The sequence below is a fragment of the Bradyrhizobium sp. genome, from assembly GCF_035652035.1.
In the GTDB taxonomy this organism is placed as follows: Bacteria; Pseudomonadota; Alphaproteobacteria; order Rhizobiales; family Xanthobacteraceae; genus Bradyrhizobium.
Window position 1 is genome coordinate 14483 of record NZ_DASREO010000030.1, and the last position, 19072, is coordinate 33554.

The 19072-nt window shown below is 62.3% G+C and carries 21 protein-coding genes; 13 read left to right on the forward strand and 8 right to left on the reverse strand.

The features are described from left to right. Positions 1–3 precede the first annotated feature (3 nt). The 4 genes from VFB05_RS10580 to VFB05_RS10595 form a co-directional block, all read right to left on the reverse strand. Complete coding sequence (locus VFB05_RS10580; RefSeq protein ID WP_325011924.1) at positions 4–1242, reverse strand: MFS transporter; 1239 nt, start codon at positions 1240–1242, stop codon at positions 4–6. A 179-nt stretch (positions 1243–1421) separates the two neighbouring features. Further along, entirely contained in the window at positions 1422–3188 is a 1767-nt protein-coding gene (locus VFB05_RS10585; protein WP_325011926.1) for a flotillin family protein, read from the reverse strand. Between the two features lie 2 nt (positions 3189–3190). Beyond that, positions 3191–3850, reverse strand: a complete 660-nt coding sequence (locus VFB05_RS10590; protein ID WP_325011928.1) for an OB-fold-containig protein — start codon at positions 3848–3850, stop codon at positions 3191–3193. Continuing rightward, complete coding sequence (locus VFB05_RS10595; protein ID WP_325011930.1) at positions 3847–4977, reverse strand: PspA/IM30 family protein; 1131 nt, start codon at positions 4975–4977, stop codon at positions 3847–3849. The genes VFB05_RS10590 and VFB05_RS10595 overlap by 4 nt, the downstream gene beginning before the upstream one ends. 114 nt (positions 4978–5091) lie before the next feature. Between VFB05_RS10595 and VFB05_RS10600 the strand changes: the two genes are divergently transcribed. Together VFB05_RS10600 and VFB05_RS10605 are read left to right on the forward strand one after the other, a co-directional pair. Then, the gene (locus VFB05_RS10600) at positions 5092–6489 is read left to right on the forward strand and encodes an Nramp family divalent metal transporter (protein WP_414643177.1); all 1398 of its coding nucleotides are present in this window, start codon (positions 5092–5094) and stop codon (positions 6487–6489) included. 53 nt (positions 6490–6542) lie between these two features. After that, positions 6543–7016 carry a RidA family protein gene (locus VFB05_RS10605; RefSeq protein ID WP_325011935.1) on the forward strand — a complete coding sequence of 158 codons (474 nt, stop codon included), beginning with the start codon at positions 6543–6545 and terminating at the stop codon, positions 7014–7016. A 16-nt stretch (positions 7017–7032) separates the two neighbouring features. Here the strand turns inward: VFB05_RS10605 and VFB05_RS10610 are convergent, their stop codons facing one another. Further along, positions 7033–7812, reverse strand: a complete 780-nt coding sequence (locus VFB05_RS10610) for an arginyltransferase (protein ID WP_325011937.1) — start codon at positions 7810–7812, stop codon at positions 7033–7035. A 132-nt stretch (positions 7813–7944) separates the two neighbouring features. Then, positions 7945–8490 (reverse strand): RDD family protein, encoded by a 546-nt coding sequence (locus VFB05_RS10615; RefSeq protein ID WP_325011940.1) that lies wholly within the window; start codon positions 8488–8490, stop codon positions 7945–7947. Positions 8491–8667: 177 nt separating this feature from the next. Here VFB05_RS10615 and VFB05_RS10620 point away from each other — a divergent pair, with 177 nt between their 5' ends. Together VFB05_RS10620 and VFB05_RS10625 are read left to right on the forward strand one after the other, a co-directional pair. Beyond that, positions 8668–9135 carry a DUF6151 family protein gene (locus VFB05_RS10620; RefSeq protein ID WP_325011942.1) on the forward strand — a complete coding sequence of 156 codons (468 nt, stop codon included), beginning with the start codon at positions 8668–8670 and terminating at the stop codon, positions 9133–9135. Between the two features lie 8 nt (positions 9136–9143). Next, positions 9144–9296 (forward strand): hypothetical protein, encoded by a 153-nt coding sequence (locus VFB05_RS10625; protein ID WP_325011944.1) that lies wholly within the window; start codon positions 9144–9146, stop codon positions 9294–9296. Here VFB05_RS10625 and gcvA read toward each other — a convergent pair. Further along, on the reverse strand, positions 9293–10264 hold the full coding sequence (gene gcvA, locus VFB05_RS10630; RefSeq protein ID WP_325011946.1) for a transcriptional regulator GcvA: 972 nt from the start codon (positions 10262–10264) through the stop codon (positions 9293–9295). The two genes, VFB05_RS10625 and gcvA, sit on opposite strands and share 4 nt — an antisense overlap. Positions 10265–10431: 167 nt before the next feature. Here gcvA and VFB05_RS10635 point away from each other — a divergent pair, with 167 nt between their 5' ends. After that, a complete protein-coding gene (locus tag VFB05_RS10635) occupies positions 10432–11613 on the forward strand; it encodes an MFS transporter (protein WP_325011948.1) in 1182 nt (393 codons plus the stop codon). A gap of 182 nt (positions 11614–11795) precedes the next feature. Here VFB05_RS10635 and hemB read toward each other — a convergent pair whose 3' ends face one another. After that, the gene (gene hemB / locus VFB05_RS10640) at positions 11796–12857 is read right to left on the reverse strand and encodes a porphobilinogen synthase (protein WP_325011951.1); all 1062 of its coding nucleotides are present in this window, start codon (positions 12855–12857) and stop codon (positions 11796–11798) included. A gap of 340 nt (positions 12858–13197) precedes the next feature. Here hemB and VFB05_RS10645 point away from each other — a divergent pair, with 340 nt between their 5' ends. From VFB05_RS10645 to VFB05_RS10680, 8 genes are all read left to right on the forward strand, one after another. Next, on the forward strand, positions 13198–13659 hold the full coding sequence (locus tag VFB05_RS10645; protein WP_325011953.1) for a DUF6163 family protein: 462 nt from the start codon (positions 13198–13200) through the stop codon (positions 13657–13659). Positions 13660–13981: 322 nt separating this feature from the next. Next, the gene (gene ldtR, locus VFB05_RS10650) at positions 13982–14500 is read left to right on the forward strand and encodes a transcriptional regulator LdtR (RefSeq protein WP_325011955.1); all 519 of its coding nucleotides are present in this window, start codon (positions 13982–13984) and stop codon (positions 14498–14500) included. 221 nt (positions 14501–14721) lie between these two features. Then, positions 14722–14961 carry a hypothetical protein gene (locus VFB05_RS10655; RefSeq protein WP_325011957.1) on the forward strand — a complete coding sequence of 80 codons (240 nt, stop codon included), beginning with the start codon at positions 14722–14724 and terminating at the stop codon, positions 14959–14961. A gap of 46 nt (positions 14962–15007) precedes the next feature. Continuing rightward, complete coding sequence (locus VFB05_RS10660) at positions 15008–15229, forward strand: hypothetical protein (RefSeq protein WP_325011959.1); 222 nt, start codon at positions 15008–15010, stop codon at positions 15227–15229. Positions 15230–15398: 169 nt separating this feature from the next. Then, positions 15399–16025, forward strand: coding sequence for a glutathione S-transferase (locus VFB05_RS10665; RefSeq protein ID WP_325011961.1), 627 nt, complete (start codon positions 15399–15401; stop codon positions 16023–16025). An 18-nt stretch (positions 16026–16043) separates the two neighbouring features. After that, positions 16044–16583: a hypothetical protein gene (locus VFB05_RS10670; RefSeq protein WP_325011963.1), complete on the forward strand. Its 540-nt coding sequence runs from the start codon at positions 16044–16046 to the stop codon at positions 16581–16583. Positions 16584–16768: 185 nt separating this feature from the next. Beyond that, entirely contained in the window at positions 16769–17602 is an 834-nt protein-coding gene (locus VFB05_RS10675) for an IS5 family transposase (protein ID WP_325011965.1), read from the forward strand. Positions 17603–17810: 208 nt separating this feature from the next. Beyond that, positions 17811–19064 (forward strand): L,D-transpeptidase family protein, encoded by a 1254-nt coding sequence (locus VFB05_RS10680; protein WP_325011967.1) that lies wholly within the window; start codon positions 17811–17813, stop codon positions 19062–19064. Positions 19065–19072: the final 8 nt, after the last annotated feature.

The window sequence follows — 19072 nt, forward strand, 5'->3', positions numbered from 1 at the left end:
CCACTAGGCGCATTCTCCGACCATCTCCGGCTGCCGTGTCAGCGCGACCGCCGGCGACATCAGGATGACGAGGGCCTGCGCGCCGAAGATCAGGGCCGCGAGGTAAAGGCAGGCTTCCGCGCCGTAGAGCCCGCCGATGATGGCGCCGAGCGCGGAGCCGAGCGGGCGCGCGCCGTAGCTGAGGATATTGATTGCCGAGACGCGTCCCAAGAGGCTTGGCGGTGTCACGGATTGCCGCAAGGTCGTCGTGCTGATGACCCACAGGATCGGGCCGACGCCGAGCAGGAAGAAGCTCAGGCCTGCAAGCGCCGCGGTCGGAATGACAGTTGTGAGCGCCATGATGACGGCGGCGGCAAAGCCGGTGACGGGGCCAAGGCCGATTACGGTGCCGAAGGTGACGCGGCGCATCACCCGCGTGGCCAGCAGCGCGCCGACCACCATGCCGACGCCATACATCGCGAGCGTGACGCCGACGCCGGTCGCCGACAGCGCGAGGTGGCGCACCGCGTAGGGTACGAAGATCGCGAGCAGCAGGAACGAGCCGGTGTTGAAGATGAACTGCGTCACAAAGACCGGCCGCAGCAACGGATGGTTCAGCACGAACGACGCGCCTTCCTTCACCTCGTGCAGCGGATGCCGCCGGGGTGCGACCGAACGCGCGGGTTCGTAGAGGCCCGACAACAACACGACCGCGACCACGGATAACGCCGCCGCAAACGCGAAAGCAGGCGCGGCGCCAAGCCATCCCACGAGAGCGCCGCCGAGGGCGGGGCCGGAGGCAAAGGCGATGGTGCGGGCGAGTTCGATTCTGGCGTTCGCCGTGGGCAAAGCTTGTGCTGTCACCAGCGAAGGGACGAGAGCAGGGGCCGCGACGCTGTACACGACGGTGCCGCACACGGCGGTGAAGCCGCACAGGGCGAGCAGCGGCAGCGTCAGCCATTTCGAGGCGATGAGAAGCAGAATTGTGAGCAGCGCCACCGCGCGCAACGCTTCGGCGGCCGCCATCAGCCGCCGCCGCGAGATGCGATCGGCAAGCAGGCCTGCCGGAATTGCGAGCAGCACGAACGGCAGCGTCAGAGCGGTCTGCAACAACCCGGTTTCGCCTTCGCCGACGCCGAGCATCAACACGGCAACAATCGGCGCTGCGGCGAGGGCAATCTGCTCGGCCGATTGCGCGGCAAGGTTGGACCAGGCGAGGCGGTTGAAGGTTGCGGGCAAGCGGGGAGCGGTCGAGGAGGTCATGGCGAAATTCCTGAGCTTTGGTCGGCTTCGAGCTGAGGACGAACGGTGAAGCCTAACTCCGACACCCAACATGGAGGTTGCATCGCCTGGAACCCACCCGATTCCCGACATGCGAAAAAAGCCCGCTGCATCAACGGCAGCGGGCTTTTGTTAATGGATATTCGACCGTTGCTAGACCGTCACGATTTCGGGCCGAGCGTCGCTTTGGTGGTTCCCGAAATGGTTGGAGGCGGCGGCATCGGCGTATCGTCGAGAGCGATCGCGGCTGGCTCAGCGGGCTTTGCCAGCTGCTGCGCGGCGAGCGCGGTAGTTAGGCTGGTCAGCGCATCGGGGCCGGCGGCAAAGCCCGCCTCGGCGAGGATCTTGTCGATGACCGGCCGGAACGCTGAGACCGACAACAGCTGTGCGGCGAGGCCGTCGCCAAGTCCAAGTCCCTGTCCGTGGCCGATCATGCTGCCGTTGGCTGAGCCGTTGCGGCCGAGCAGGCTGCCGGTATCGAAAATACGGATGTCCGAAATCTTCTCGATCGGTTTGACGGCTTCGGCCAGCGCATTCGGGATGACATTGATGCGGGCGAGGTTGAGATCGTAGTCGATCATTGCCGGGCTGAGCTTGTTGCGCGCCTCAGCTTTCATCGTGGCGACCTCGGCCTCGGCCTGGCCAAGCGCCTTGACGCCTGCGGCCCTCGTCGTGGCCGCATTGGCATCCGCCTTTGCCAAGACATTGGTCGCTTCGGCCTTGTTGGCCGCAGCCTGCTTTTCGGCTTCAGCCATCACCGTAATCGGCATGGCGTTGGTTTCGGCGGCCTTGCGGGCCGCGATCACGTTGATGATCTTGTCGCGTTCGGCGATTTCGGTGGCGCGCGCGGTGGTGACCTTTTCTTCGGCGGAGATCGCGAGCGCGCGGGCGGTCTCGGCGATGGTCTGTGCTTCCGATTGTTCCTTGCTCTTGGTCGCAACCGCGATCGCGCTTTCTTGCGAGACGATCTGGAGGTCGCGTTCCATTTCGGTGTTGCGGCGCTTGACGGCGAGATCGGCTTCGATCTTGCGGGTGTCGCGCAGCTGGTTGGCTTCGGTCTGCTTGTTGGCGACCGCAAGCTCCTGATCGATGCGATACTGCGCTTCGTTCTGCAGCGCGGCCTGTTCGGCCTGCGCGGTCTGCGCGCGCATCGATGCGGTCTTGTTGGCGATGTCGCGCTGCTGCGCCAGTTCGGCTTCGCGCTTGGTGCTCTCGATCTGCAGCGTGGTCTGGCGCGCGACCAGGTCCTGCTGGGCGATGTTGACTTCGGTCGTGCGAATGATCTGGTTCCGCTCCTGCTCGCGCTCACGGGTGATCTTGGTGAGCGTGGTGAGGCCGTGCGCGTCGAAGAAGTTGGTCGGGTTGAAGTGCTTGATGTCGCTCTGGTCGAGGCGCGTCAGCGAGACCGATTCAAGCTCGAGGCCGTTGTTCTGGATGTCGGCGCCGACGGCATCCTGCACCGCCTTGACGAAGGTCGCGCGCTGCTCCTGCAATTCCTCGAGGTTCATGGTGGCCGCAACCGAACGCAGGCCGTCGACGAATTTCGCTTCGACCAGTTCGCGCAGTTCGGCGGTGTCGTTGGTGCGGCTGCCGAGCGTTTGTGCGGCCAGCGCGATCGACGACGTATCCGGCTTGACGCGCAGATAGAACTCGGCGCCGATGTCGACGCGCATGCGGTCCTTGGTGATGAGCGAATCCGGACCGCCGCGGGCGACCTCGAGCCGCAGCGTCTTCAGGTTGACGGCGGCGACGGAATGGAAAACCGGAAGAACGAGCGAGCCGCCGTCGAGCACAACCTTCTGGCCGCCAAGACCGGTGCGGACATAGGCTTCATCGCGCGTCGAGCGCCGGTAGAGTTTTGCCAGCAACAGGCCGATAACCAGAAAGACGAGGACGCCTATCGCGACGGGTACTGCAAGTTCCCACATTTTTATGCCCTGCGTGATGGTTGTTGGGGTGCGAGGTCTTCAGGTGCGGAGATGGCGATAAAACTTTTGCTGTCGCGGTCGACCAGAAGGACGCTGGCGCCGACCGGAAGGGGGTTCGAATCGGCGCTGGCGCGCGCCGGCACACTGTGCCAGTTGCCGAAGACATCCTTGAGACGGACGCGGCCGGGCAGTCCCTGATCGAGGGGGCCGATCGCAACTTCGGCGACCTTGCCGACAAAATCGGCGTCGTTCACGGCGTAAGTCTCATCGCGCGGGATAATGCGGGCGATGCCGCGGCTGGCGACCCTGACGGCCGGCAGGCTCAGCGCGGCAGCGAAAAGCGCGGCGAGGGCGACCGGAATTGCCGTGCCGGCAATGTGCGCGATGCCTTGCAGAAAAAATCCTGCGATCGCGAATACGCCCAGCACCAGGATAATCAGGATGAGAAGCGGGACGCGGCCTGCATTGATCCAGAGGAACAGGCCGCCGATGGCACTGTCATGTTCGGCTTCGAGCGCAAAATCGGCGCCGATCAGTTCGCTGATCGAGAAGCCGACGATCATTGTCAGCGCTTCGAGGCCGCCCAGCGCAGCCATGATCGCTGCCGCAATCGCAAAAGGCCGTACATCAGGCGCCAGCAAGATGTCGGTGACGGCACTCATTGCTGCGATTTGATCCTTTCAAGCCGCGCCGCGATCTCTCGTTCGCGATGCAACCGGTCGAGTTCGTCGAGTGACTTGTCGCCGAGCACGCTGGAAGCGGGAACGCCGGTAACGCGTGCGATCGCTGCCATGGCCCGGTCGGCACTCATGGTGTTAGTCGTGGGGAGCGTCTCGCCGGTTTCAAGCGGCGCGTGCTGCATCAGACTTGCTTCGAGATCGGCGAGACGGCCTTCGGCTTCACGTCGCGCCGCAAGCATTGCCTGCAAGGCCTTGGTCTGCTCGTCGATTTCCAGTTCGATGAAATCCATCGCGCGCTCGAGCGCGAGGCCTTGCGACTCCAGATCAATTTGCCGTGCGATTCCGGCGCGCGCGAGATCCTCGCGATTTTCCGCAACTGCGAGACGGATTTTTTCCGTTAACGTTGCGACGTCCGCGTCGAACTGCTCGCGCCGCCGCTTGAGGCGAAATTCTTCGGCGCGCGATTTGCCGAGCGCATAGCGCGCTTCATCCGCGCCGGCGTCGATTTCGCGGATCGCTTGCTTGACGAGCGCGACCTTGTTGTTGTTTTCGGCATTGTCGATGGTTTGGCTGGCGATGGCGGCAAGAAGCCGGCCCATACGCGCAAGGATGCCCTCGTGAAGCATGGTCTTCTCCTCCGGTGCTGCTGATTTGGATTTGACGGCGATGTGAATTTCGTAAGCTCGTCCGTCCGAGACCAGGTGCGCCGGGAAAGGGCTTTCCCAGCCCGTTACATAACCCGGCACGTCGAACGGCACCAAGACGCGTCCCTGGACAGTGCTAATGGTTAGTGAAGTGGGTCCCTTGATTGCGAACAACTTGTCATCGAGCGGAATTCGCCGAACCTGATTGCCCGCGACGTAGCTGGCGCGATCGCGCAGGCCAAGCGTGACCAGCCGTGCCGGCAGGCCGGTTTCGATCCGAATCTTCTCGTAGGCTTGGGCGTGAAGCGAGACGAGGTTCGCGCCGACCGGCGCAACTTCGGCGAGTATCGCCATCATGCGGTCGTAAGCCGCAAACGTCGCCTCGATCGCCGCGACAGCCGCCTCGTCGGGCGTGAGCGCGTAGCGCAGGGTTGCTGTCGGCGTTTCCAGAGGCAATCTGGCCATGGCCGATACAAAAGCACTTCCCTAGTACTTTACAAGCCATGTACCGATATCATTTCTGTGATCATCAGATGCACTTGCAAATCAGTTGCAATAAAGTCGAGCTTACGGCAGTCTCTGCAAATGGATGCGCAAAACCGCAATTTTGGTTCTGAATCCGGGGCCGCGACCGCTTCAGGCTTCACTGCGAGGCCGACGGGCTGGCGCGCGCAGCGCAGTACTCCGTCGCTGGCGGAAGCTTTCGCATCGGTACAGACGGCTCCCAAAGGTCCGTTCTGGCGCAAGCTGTTGGCGTTCCTTGGCCCCGGTTATCTCGTCGCCGTCGGCTATATGGATCCCGGCAACTGGGCGACCTCGCTCGCGGGCGGCTCCAAATTCGGCTACGCGCTGCTCTCGGTTGCATTGCTGTCCAATCTGATGGCGATCGTCCTTCAGTCGCTCTGCACGCGACTTGGTGTCGGCGCCGGACGCGATCTCGCGCAGGCCTGCCGCGATTCATTTCCGCGCTGGATGTCGCTGCCGCTTTGGCTGTCGGCGGAGCTCGCGATCACGGCGACTGATCTTGCCGAAGTCATCGGCACCGCGATCGGCCTCAATCTGTTGTTTCACATTCCGCTTTCCGTCGGCGTCATCCTCACCGCGGCCGACGTGTTTTTGATCCTGGCGCTGCAAGCCTTCGGCTTTCGCTGGATCGAAGCCTTCGTCGTGGCGATGCTGGGCGTGATCGCGGCCTGCTTTGCCATCCAGATTGCGCTCGCCGATCCCGACTGGGGCGCGGTGATCAGAGGCTTCGTGCCGAGCCAGGACATTTTCGCCAATCACGAAATGCTCTATCTCGCGCTCGGCATTCTGGGCGCCACCGTGATGCCGCATAATCTCTATCTGCATTCGGGGCTGGTGCAGACCCGTTTCATCGGCGAGAGCGGACCGGAAAAGCGCGAAGCCATCCGCCTTGCCACCATCGATTCCTCGATCGCGCTGTGCCTCGCCTTCGTCATCAACGCCTCGATCCTGATCCTGGCGGCGGCGGCATTTCACCGGGCCGGACAAACCGAAGTCGCCGAACTCGGTCAGGCGCATGCGTTTCTGGCGCCGCTGCTCGGCTCGACGCTGGCGCCGACGCTGTTTGCCGTGGCGCTGATTTGCTGCGGTTTGAACTCGACCATCACCGCGACCCTGTCGGGCCAGATCGTGATGGAAGGCTTCTTGAACTTGCGGATCGCGCCGTGGCTGCGGCGTCTGATGACGCGGATGATTGCCATTGTCCCGGCGGTGGTGGTGACGATCCTGGCCGGCGAGCAGGCGACCGGTCGTCTGTTGATCCTGAGCCAGGTGGTGCTCAGCCTGCAACTGCCGTTGGCCGTGGTGCCGCTCGTGATGGTTACCTCGAGCCGACGCAAGATGGGTGCGTTCGTCGCGCCGCGCTGGCTCAGCGCTCTCGCGATCGCGACAGCCGCCGTGATCATCGCGCTGAACGTGAAGCTGGTGTCGGATTTTTGGGCCGGAGGGTTTTAAGCACCTTCGCAGAACTCTATGCTGCGCTGGCTGGTCAAACCCGGAGGTCTGCCTTGAAGAAGATCGTGTTCCTGATCGCAGCAATGCTGTGGGTTCATTCCGCCGCCGCAGAGACGTTTCCGTTGTCGCCGTCCGGGGTGAAGACGCTGGCGCCCGAAGGAGCGATCAAGCCGACCGGCACCTGGAATCTCGGCACGCGCGCGGGCGATTTCGTCTTCATTGCCGGCATGCGCGGCATCGACCCCAAAACCAATCTGCAAGTCGCGGGCGACGAACCGCGGATTCGTCAGGCTTTTGCCAACATGAAGCTGATCGCGGAGTCCGAGGGTGCAACGCTGCGCGATGCCGCGCGCATCGTCGTCTATGTCACGGACATGTATCGCTTCCGTCCGATCGTGAACAAGATCCAGGAAGAGTTTTGGGGCAAGGGGCCTTATCCGCCGCGCACCATCATCGAAGTACATCGGCTGAACGGCGACGACATCTGCGAAGTCGAAGGCACCTTCTACGCGCCGGTGAAGAAGTGAGGGCGAGGGGCCGATCTTAATCCTGCGGCTCGGTCAGGGTCTCGCCTGAGGCGTCGACCCGCATCCACCCCGAGGGCGCGAGCCGCTGCTGCGGCAGGAAGCGGCCCTTGTAGTCCATCTTCTTCGAGCCCTCGATCCAGTAGCCGAGATAGACGTAAGGCAGGCCCTGACGCCGCGCGCGGTTGATGTGGTCGAGGATCATGTAGGTGCCGAGCGAACGGTTTTCTTCCGACGGTTCGAAGAAGGAATAGACCATCGACAGCCCGTCCGAGAGCACGTCGGTCAGCGCCACGGCGACGAGATCATTACCGCGACCATTGGCGGCGACGGCGTCGCCATCGCGGCGGCGGTATTCGATGATACGGGTTTCGACGTGGCTGTCTTCCACCATCATGGCGTAATCCAGCACCGTCATGTCGGCCATCCCGCCATGGCGATGCCGCTGGTCGAGATAGGCGCGGAAGATCGAATATTGCTCTGACGTCGGCACCGCGCTGCGCTGCTCGCCGACAATGTCGGCATTGCGGGCCATGATCTTGCGGAAACTGCGCGAGGGCCGGAATTCGTTGGCGATCACGCGAACCGAAACGCAGGCCCGGCACTGGTCGCAGGCCGGCCGATAGGCAATCGACTGGCTGCGGCGGAAGCCGCCATGGGTCAGGAGGTCGTTGAGGTCGCCGGCCTTGTCGCCCACCAGATGCGTGAACACCTTGCGCTCGTGCCGGCCCGCCAGATACGGGCAGGGCGAGGGCGCCGTCAGGTAGAATTGGGGGGTATCACGCGAATGCTGGGTCACGGGATGTCGTCAGTCTCCGGAAAGCGAGGCGTACGGGAGGTCAACGCAGCATCGCGCCGCCAAGCCTAACGGTCAATTGGTTTGCAAACCGTTTGTCGCCTGGACCTTTTCCGGCGGTTTCTACCCTAACTATCAGAAAGTCCGCGCTGGCTGGCCCACTGGACTACGAACGGCGTTGTTGATGATCACGGTTCCGAGCACGAAATCGTGCAACAGGCGGCGGCGGCCGTTGAAAAGTCCGACCAAAACCACCAGCGGCGACAGAAACGACACCGAAACCCAGAACAATACCGCGTGCATGGCACCCAGCACGAAATAGCCGGGCGCGCCGTACCAGGTGCGGAGCTCCAGATCCATCACCCGCATGCCGACCGTCGCCGAATGCGGGCCGCCAAGGGAGGCGCCGTAATAGACGATGGCCCAGACGACCGAGGCGGGCCACGCCAGCCAGAACAGCACCCAGCCGAGCCCGAGCGTCAACAGGCCGAACACGGCGATAAAGATGTAGCCGAGGATCACGGGCACCGACAGCACGACGAGGTCGATCAGGAACGCGAATATCCGCCGTGTGGCAACGCCGCGAAACAGTTCCGGCTCGAGCTCCGGATCGAAGGCATGCGGCGGAGCGCCGCTGTCATTGAAAGCGCCGCCGGTATTTCCAGAGCCAGTGTACGACATGATCGTCCTCCCGCACTTGGCTACGACATGGGAAGGGGCAGGGTGGTTGCAAGGCCGGCGCCCCATGAACGGGCGGAAATATTCCCTTTCTCCGTTGATCAAAAAAGCCTTGGCAAAGCCTGCTTCGTAGTTCCACGCTACTAGCGGCCGGCGATCCTGCCGTGACGGGGACGATTGATGAGCACAACTGCGGAATTTCGTTGTCGTTGCGGCGAAGTCCGCGGCACCGTCACGAATGCTTCGCCGCGGACAGTCAACCGCGTCGGCTGCTATTGCGACGATTGCCAGGCCTTTGCACACTGGCTCGGCCGCGCCGATCTGCTCGACCCGCAAGGCCGCTCCGATATCGTCCAGGTTGCGCCGGCAACGTTTACGTTCGTGCAAGGACAGGATCGCGTCAAGGGCGTGCGGCTGTCGCCGAAAGGCCTTTATCGATGGTATGCGAGCTGCTGCAACACGCCGGTCGGCAACACGCTCTCGCCGTCCATTCCTTTCGTCGGCATCCACGCCTCGGCATTTGATCAAGACGCGCCGCGCGCGGACACCGTGTTCGGCCCGCCGACCGGCGCCATCCAGGGCAAACACGCCATCGGCGAAGCACCGCCGGGCACGACGAAGATCAGGCCGTCGCTGCTGCTTGGGTGATCAGCAAGGTGTTGGGCTGGCGTCTGCTCGGCAAAGTATGGCCGCATCCGTTCTTTACGCGCGGCAACGACACACCGGTTTATCCGGTCAGCGTGCTCTCACGCGACGAGCGCGAGGCGCTGCGTGCCTATTGTGGCCCTCATCCGACCGCGCGGGCCTAGCTTCCCGTCTTTGACCTTCCCCGCGTTGTACGATTTTCGCGCGAGGTTCTTTCGACAGCGGCCAATGGCTTGGCCGCTTCGGCGAGAATCCAGGTTCGGAATGCCTTGATCGCGGGATCGCGGAGGCGATCCTCAGGGATGAGGAGTTGGTAATCGTCGGCTCGCCATTCCGGCGCGGGAAGCGGGCAGATGAGCCGGCCGGCCGCGATATCACTTTCGATCAGCGGCAGCGAGCCCAGTGCGACGCCGAGACCGTCGACGGCGGCCTGAAGCTGGAGGTAGACGTGATCGAACTCGAGGTCGCGGGCCGGCGTCAAGTTCGGCACGCCCGCGGCTGCGCACCATTGCGGCCAGGCCGGGCGCGTGGTGGTGGAATGCAACAGAACATGGCGCCGCAGGTCGAGGGCCGTTTCAACGGGGCGATCGCGCAAAATCCGCGGGGCGCAAACCGGAAGGCGACGGTCCGCCATCAATGTCTCGCACTGAATGCCCGATCCACGTTCTGCGCCGGTGCGGATGCCGATGTCGAAGGCGGTGCCGACATAGCGAAGCTTGCGTGATGTCGTCGTCACCTTGACCTCGACGCTGGAATATTCATCCTGGAATTTCGCAAGCCGCGGCAACAGCCAGCGCAGCGCGACGCTGGGCAGAACGTTGACGCGGACCACGCCGGACACGCGGCGGGCGGACGCTGGTCCGCGAAGCCTGCTTGTCGCCGATGTCAGGCGTGAGAGCGCCGAACTGACGTCGGTCAGCAAGTCCGCTCCCTGATCGGTCAACGCGACGCCACGGGTGCGCCGTTCGAACAGGGGAACGCCGAGCCAGTCTTCCAGAAGCCTGATCTGCTTGCCGACCGCCCAATGGGTGACGTTGAGATCCTTTGCGGCCTCGACAAAGCTGCCGCGGCGCGCGGCGGCCTCGAAAGCGCGGATCGCGTTCAGGGGCGGCAATTCCGGGTCAGCGGCCATAGGTGACTTTTTCTCCCCTCTAGTGGGAAAATAGCTCAGTTGAAGCTCTGGCGCCATCGGGCTACGCCAGCCGTCGGCGCTCGCGAGAATCGCTATCTCGATCGGATACTGGGAGGAATTCTCCCAAATCGTCGATATCGATCGGTCGGGATGGCCACGGATTGCTGATGACGACGCTCTCGACAAACAACGAAGCCGTGAATGCGCCGCGTGTATCGCGCGCGCGGACATTGTGGACGGCCTGCACGGCGCACGCGCTGCACGACGGCTACACCGATCTGATCTATCTGCTGCTGCCGATCTGGCAGGCCGAGTTCGCGATCGGCTATGGCGCACTGGCTTTTTTGCGCGCACTCGCCGCGGCGTCGATGGCTGGGCTGCAAGTGCCGACGGGCCGCGTTGCGGAACTGATCGGCGGGCGCACCACGCTGGCGCTCGGCACGGCGCTCGCTGCCATCGGTTACGTGATTGCGGGCACTTCGACCGAGTTGATCGGGCTCTGCGTCGCGCTGGTCGTGGTCGGATGCGGCCTCAGCACACAGCACCCGATCGCATCGGCGGCGGTGTCGCGCGCCTATCAAGGCGATGCGCGCGGGCCGCTCGGCACCTATAATTTCGCCGGTGACATCGGCAAGGCCGCCATCCCGAGCGGTGCTTCGCTGCTGCTGGCATTGATGACCTGGCACCACATGCTGTGGGCGCTCGCCGCGCTCGGCTTGATCGTTGCAGTTGGCGTGGCAATTTTTCTGCCCGCAAACCTGCGGCCGGTCCATAGGAGCGCCAAACCCGAACAGCACGCTTCCAGCGCGGGGGGCGGATTTGCCTTGCTGCTTGCCATCGGCATTCTCGATTCCAGCGTGCGCATGGGATTTCTGACCTTCCTGCCGTTCCTCTTGAAGGAGCAGGGCGCCTCGCTGTCGACGATCGGCCAGGCGTTGGCGCTGGTGTTTATCGGTGGCGCGGCCGGCAAGTTTGCCTGTGGCTGGCTCGGTGCCCGCTTTGGCGTGCTGGCAACGGTGCTTTTGACCGAGGCCGGTACGGCGGCCGCCATATCAGCCGTGCTGGTGCTGCCGCTCGCGCCGACGCTGGTGCTGTTGCCCATTCTCGGCGTGATGCTCAACGGCACGTCTTCAGTGCTCTACGGCACCGTGCCGGAACTGGCATCCGCCGGCCGTACCGAGCAAGCATTCGCGATCTTCTATACCGGCACGATCGGCGCAGGCGCGACGGCGCCAATCCTGTTCGGAATTCTCGGCGATCAGATCGGAGCGCATGGTGCGCTGCTGGCAACCGCCGTCACTGCAGCCGTGATCCTGCCGCTCGCGATTGCACTAGTGAAGCGGATTTGACATTCGCTACACACTTGGCCGCGCGCTTGGAAAGCGAATGTCAAATCCTAAGCTTCACTAGAAGCCGATGTTTGCCAGTGGTCCTTTGATTCTAACATTCGCAAGAATGCCCGCTGAGAAGGGGTGCGAATGTTAGAATCGGACCACTGGGCGCCGCGGCTGCCGGCCAAAGAGCGCGCGCTCTAACCACCCTTTTTCAGCTTCTCCGCCACCTGCACCGCAAAATAAGTCAGAATGCCGTCGGCGCCGGCGCGCTTGAAGCCGATCAGGCTTTCCATGATGGCCCGTTCGCCGTCGATCCAGCCGTTTTGCGCGGCCGCCATGATCATCGAATACTCGCCGGACACCTGGTAGACGAAGGTCGGCATGCCGAAGGTGTCTTTGACCCGCCGCACAATGTCGAGATAGGGCATGCCGGGCTTGACCATCACCATGTCCGCGCCCTCGGCGATGTCGAGTTCGACCTCGCGCAAAGCCTCGTCGGAGTTGGCGCTGTCCATCTGATAGGTGCGCTTGTCCCCCGTCAGCGTCTTCGCCGAGCCCACCGCATCGCGGAACGGGGCGTAAAAGCCGGAGGCGTATTTCGCAGCATAGGACATGATCTGCACGTCCTGGAATCCGGCCGCGTCCAATCCCTCGCGGATGGCGCCGACGCGGCCGTCCATCATGTCCGAGGGGGCGATGATGTCGCATCCGGCTTCGGCCTGGATCACCGACTGCTTCACCAGGATCGCAACCGTTTCATCGTTGAGGATTTTGCCGTCCTCGATCAGCCCGTCATGGCCGTGGCTGGTGAAGGGATCGAGCGCCGCGTCGCAGAGCACGCCGATGTCGGGAAACTCCTTCTTGATCGCGAGCACCGACTGGCAGACGAGGTTGTCGGCGTTGAGAGCTTCCGAGCCGTGCTCGTCGCGCAGGGAAGGATCGGTATAGGGAAAGAGCGCGATGCAGGGAATGTCGAGTTTCATCGCGCGTTCGGCTTCGCGCACCGCCTGATCGACGGAAAGCCGGTCGACGCCGGGCATCGAGGCGACGGGGGTGCGCTTGTTTTGGCCGTCCGAGACGAACAGCGGCCAGATCAGATCGTCGGTGGTCAGCACATTTTCGCGCACCATGCGGCGCGCCCATTCCGCCTTGCGGTTGCGGCGCGGCCGGATCGTCAGATCAAGCGGCGGGGCGGCGAAGGTAGCGTCACGGCGCGGCGTGTCGCGCATTTCGATCGGACGCCCGAATTTGATCGCCATTTGCTGTTCTTTCTATTGGACGGCTTTGGGGATGAATTGGAGCAAATATAGCATTCTATGTCCGCCTCGCCACCTGTTGGCCGTACCTAATGTCCCGGTTCTGACATTCGTATCATGTCGCAGCGGGCGCCGTTACGAATGTCAGAACCAAAGGGACATTAGCAACTATATGATTCTAGTGTGGCTTTGACTCTGACGTTCCTTCGAAGAACTCGCGGCGGCACTGAAAGGAACGTCAGAGTCGCCACACTAGCCCGATTGATTTTATCGGTGCGAACAGCCATGACTTAGTTCAAACCAGCCTGATTTGACGCAGCACTCCCCAAACGCACCCCAAAAGATGTCGGACACCTCCACGCGCGATTCCTCCCGAGACCACGCGATCTCGGTCGATGCGATATCCTCGGAACGCAGCGAGTCAGGCGACAATGTCTGGACGGGACGGCTGGTCCTGTTCCTGCGCATCATGGCCGTCGTCTCCGTGATGAAGGGCCTTTATCACTGGGCGCAGGTCACGGGCTTTGTCGGCGGCGAGGAGGAGGCCTTCGAGAACCAGACGCTCGCCTGGCAGGCTTCGACGGTTTATTTCGCCGTGATTGAACTCGTTGCTGCGGTCGGACTCTGGCTCGCGACCCCATGGGGCGCGGTGGTGTGGCTGATCACGGTCGTGTCGATGACGGTGATCGAACTGATGTTCCCGGCCATTTACGGCGGCAGCATCGCGATCGTCGTCGCGGAAGGCTTGATGCTGACGGCCTATCTCGTGCTGGCATGGATGGCCTCGCGGGAGCGACCGCCGTAGTTCAAAAAATCCCGGTAACCCTTCGGTCATCTTCGCCCTCATTGCCTCAACTGTTACGCAAGCGTTTCGGCTTTGCCGGGCGCTGTTTCCATATGTGACAGCAGGGCAGACGAAGCGTGAACAGGGTGAGGTAAGCGTCAATGAAAGGTTGCAAAAAGCCCTTGTATTGCAGGCTTAATCCGCGATTCACTGTAGTAAATTCATGATCTCTTTATTCTCTTATTTAAGCTGATCTTCAAACGCGTCCCTTACGTTTGCGATCATCAGGCGGGACAAAAGTTTCGTCGAATAAGTCGCAAAACGCGACAACAGGGGAAGTGTCATGATGAAAGCCGCAGCAACCGCGGTGGAAACCGTTGAGCGCGCGCCGGGGCAGCAGACCCAGGTTCAGCCGCTCTATCTCGAAGCTTTGACTCTGGTGGAGCGGCTGCATCGCCGCCTGCTCGATGTCATCAAGGATGAATTCGATCGCAGGGGCCGCGCCGATATCAATTCGGTGCAGGCGCTTCTGCTCTATAACATCGGCGACAAGGAATTGACCGCCGGCGAGCTGCGCACCCGCGGCTACTATCTCGGCTCCAACGTCTCCTACAACCTGAAGAAGCTGGTCGAGCTCGGCTTCCTCGATCATCAGCGTTCGCGCGTTGATCGCCGTTCGGTTCGCATTCGCCTGACCTCTCAGGGCCAGGAGATCCGCAAGATCGTCGATGCGCTCTACCAGAAGCACGTCAAGACGGTTGAGCAGGTCGGCGGCATCTCGAACGAGGAGTTTGCGACGCTGAACAAGTCGTTGCATCGCCTCGAGCGGTTCTGGACCGACCAGATCCTCTATCGGCTGTGATCTCTGCTTCGGCCAAGCCGGCTGCTTAAAAGACCGGCAGGCTGTAACTCCACGACACTTCCCCATCGACGCACCGGTTCGGATTTTTCCGAAGCGGTGCGTTTTGTCGTATCTGTAACAGCTTGAATTGCCTTCGCCTTTTTTGACGCCCTTTGGCGCCGCGGTCACAATTGGAACTTTAGCGCCTTGCCGGGCTTATCGCTCCGTGTCGGAGACGGAAAATGCTCGTCGAGCGCGGATTACGGGTCATGAATGTCGGGGTTGTCAGCGACGCCTACGCGATCGCCGCCGACTATCTGCATCGGACCGGCACGATCACCGACAGCTTTGCCACCAACGAACAACTGCTTGCCATCATCGTGCAGTTGTTCGAGCGCGGCGAGTTCAACAGGATCAGGCTTGCCAACAAGGCGATCGCCAAATTCGAGGCGCTGGAAAGCGCCGGACCGATGAGCGTCTGACTGATCCATCCCCCATCCAGATTTCACCACTAGCCGCGAGGAAGCCATGGAAGCCGCCATCGACCGCATCATGATGACGTATGATCTCTTGCTCAATCGTTCGGCGGCTGCGAGCGCCGAGGCACGGGCGAAGGTCACCGCATACGTCACGACGCTGTTCGAGGCGGGCGAAACGGACCCGCACCGGCTGACCGTGTGCGGCCTGACTTATCTGCGCGAGCTCGACGGTTCGAGCGATCCGGTCAAGGCCGGCTATACCGGGCTGTAACGTCAAGTGAGCCCGAGCGGCTAGTTCGTCGATCAAATGAGTCTTTGCGCGGCAATTTGGGCGTAATTGCAGCCCGATTTGTCGCCCAAAGCCGCCTGCTTTTTGCCGAAACCTCTGGTAAAGCGAGCCGTAAGGCTTTCCAGCCGGAGCTTCCAGAGGCAAAAAGGCGATGCTCACCCTTCATCATCTCAACGACTCCCGTTCGCAGCGGATTTTGTGGCTGCTGGAGGAGCTTGGCGCGCCCTATGAGATGAAGTTTTACCGGCGCGACGCCAAGACGCGGCTGGCGCCGCCGGAGCTGGCGGCCGTTCACCCGCTCGGCAAGTCGCCCGTCATCACCGACGGCGATCTCAAAATCGCCGAATCCGGCGCTATCGTCGATTATCTCATCCGCACCTACGGAAACGGCCGGATGATGCCGAAAGCCGGGACGGCCGAATACGAGGCCTATAATGAATGGCTGCATTATGCCGAAGGCTCCGCGATGCTGCCCTTGATGCTCAATCTCTATGTGTCGCGCCTGAAGGAAGCGGGCAGTCCGCTGCATCCGCGCATCGATAGCGAGATCGCCAATCATCTCGGCTATGTCGACGGCGCGTTGCAGGGCAGGGCGTTCTTCGTAGGCCAATCATTGACCGGCGCCGACATCCAGATGAGTTTCGTCGGCGAGATGGCCGGCGTGTTCGAACGGCTCGGGCCGTTTCAGAATCTGAGCGCGTGGCTGTCGCGGATGCATGCGCGGCCGGCCTTTCAACGCTCGGTCGAGAAGGGCGGCGCCTACCGTTTTGCGAAGTAAATGCTGAATCCAAGAACGATGAATCACTTTCGTCTGCTCTGCCTGCTATCCGTCTTCGCCGTGGCTGGCTGTTCGCAGCCGAGCTTTCTTGCTTCCTATGCCGAAAAAAACGCGGCGGCGCCGACCGAGCGACTGAACCCCGGCACGGCCCCGCCCGACAAGTGGACGCCGGCGCCCGATGTGGAGGAAGACGACGGCTTTCTGCCCAACACCGAGCGCATTTCGAAGCTGCCGCGCAAGGTCGGCGAATGTTTCGAGACAACAATCACCTCGATCACCGACCGTTACGGCGAGGACATCGCCCCGCGCCCGAAGAAGGGACAGGATCCCGGCACGATCGTCCGCTTCTCCAATTCCGGCGTTCAGGTGTCGCTGCGCCGCGAGAACTCGATCGTTCATTCCCAGGTCTTCGACAAGGTCAACATGTGCCTCGTCGAAGTGCCGAAGGAATGTCCCGGCGACCTTCGCGGCCGCATCTACAAGACGACCAACCTGCGGACCAAGGAAAGCTGGAGCCTCGCCAACGACATTACGAACTGCGGCGGCCCTGCGGGTTAGGTCTGCGACCCAAGCTCCCACAGCCAGCCCTCATGGTGAGGAGCGCCCTCGCGCGTCTCGAACCATGAGGCCTCATCCTTCGAGACGCCGCTTGCGCGGCTCCTCAGAGCCTGACCGAAAAAGCAGTGAGTGATTTTGGTCGACTGTGATTCCTTCGGATTTGCGAAGATTCGAGGGAGGACACGATGCCGTGGACCAAAATCACTCGTAGGCAGTATCAGCGTAGTGGACTGCGTTACGCAAGCGATCTGACAAATGCGGAGTGGGCGCTGATTTCCCGGAAGATGCCGGGACGACGGCGGCTCGGGCGACCACGGCAGGTTGATTTGCGGGAGATCGTTCAGGCGATCTTCTACATTCTGTCCACCGGCTGCCAGTGGCGGGCATTGCCAAGCGAGTTCCCACCATATTCGACGGTCCAAGGATATTTTTACGCTTGGCGCGACACTGGCCGATGGCAGCGGATCGTCAGGGCTCTGGTCCGGCAGGCCCGGCGAAAACTCGGTCGCAAGCCGACACCAACGGCGGCCGTCATCGACAGCCAAAGTGCTTCGACGACACAAGCCGGCGGCCCGCGCGGTTTCGATCCCGGCAAACGGGTTCACGGACGCAAGCGGCACATCGTCACCGATACTGATGGTCTCTTGCTTGCCGTCCACGTCCATCCCGCCAACGTCCAGGACGTCCATGGTGCGGTCCCTTTGCTGGAGGGGGTGCGCGATCGCTTTCCCAAGCTTCGACATATCTTCGCAGACCGCGTTTATCGCGGAAAACAGCTCATCAACGCGCTCTCCCATCGCGGGCCGTGGACCATCGAGATCGTTCAGCGCCCGACTGGGGTCAAAGGCTTCCAGCTTCTGCCTCGACGCTGGGTCGTCGAACGCACCTTTGCCTGGTTTGGACGATGCCGTCGTCTGGCCCGAGACTTCGAAGGCTCCGCCGCCACCGAGGCCGCTTGGCTTCTTGTCGCCCATCTCAGGCTCTTGACCCGACGCCTTGCCATGCCCCTAAAATGCTGAGTTCATTTTGAGTCAGACTCTCAGGATGAGGGGAGAGAGGGACCCGCGGTCAGTTCGACCGGCGGATGAACAAGTTTCACGTGTTTGCGAAAGACGGATTTGTGGCCTTATCCGGGCGGCAAGGCTCTGCTATGAAAAGGCTCTGCTATGAAATGCTGTTTGGTTAGAACCGGATAGGCCGGTCCCCGATCAACCCGACCACCGCCCCATGAGCGCGCCCACCCGCCGATCTTTCCTTAGCACCGCCGCCGGCTTTGCTGCCATGACCTGCGCCGCGCCGGCTTTCGCGGCCGAGGGGCAGACCTCCGACCAGATGCTCGACGAGCTGATGCGCCAAAATCAGGGCAACGACATCGGCAGCGGCTTCGACAATGCCTCGCGCAACGTCCGCCTGCCGAAGAAATCATTGCCGACGCTGTCGCCCTCGACCGCGGAAACCACACAGACCTCGATCGCGCAGTACGAGGCCATCGTCGCCAAGGGCGGCTGGCCCAACGTGCCCACATCAGCCACCGGCTTGCACGTCGGCGCCAAGGGGGCGGCAGTGCCGGCCTTGCGGCAGCGGCTGTCGGTCGTCGGCGATCTCGAGCTTAACTCCGGTGATCCCCAGGTCTTCGATTCCTATGTCGATGCGGCGGTGCGCCGCTTTCAGGTGCGTCACGGGCTGCATCCGGACGGCGTCGTGCATGAGCCGACGCTGCACGCGTTGAACGTTCCCGCGGATCAGCGGCTCGCGCAGCTGCGCACCAACGCCGTTCGCCTGAAGGCGCTTACCGGCAATCTCGGCAATCGCATCGTGGTCGCCAATATTCCGGCAGCCCAAATCGAGGCGATCGAGAACGGCGTTGCAGTGACGCGTCACACGGCGGTTGCGGGTAAGCCGGACCGGCCGTCGCCGGACGTGCGCAGCAAGATCACCCAGATCAACTTCAATCCGTTCTGGACGGTGCCGGTCTCGATTGTCCGCAAGGACCTGATCCCGAAGATGCAGGCCGAGCCGGATTATCTCACCAGGAATCATATCCGCATCTACGACGGCAAGAACAACGAGTTGCCACCCTCGCAGATCGACTGGTATTCGACCGAGGCGGTCAATTACAAGTTCAAGCAGGACGTCGGTGACTTCAATTCGCTGGGATCGATGAAGATCAATTTCCCCAGCCCCGACGGCGTCTACATGCACGACACACCGTCGAAGAACCTGTTCGGCGAGGATTTCCGCTTTGCTTCGTCGGGCTGCATGCGCGTGCAGAACGTGCGCGAACTCGTGTATTGGATTCTCGATGAAACGCCCGGCTGGTCGAAAGCGGAGATCGACGCGGTGATCAAGTCCGGCGAGCGCAAGGACGCTAAGGTCGCAAAGCCGGTGCCGCTGTACTGGGTCTATGTGACGGCGTGGGCGACGCCGGACGGCGTCGTGCAATTCCGCGACGACATCTACAACCGCGACGGCGTGAGTTAGTGGCCGGC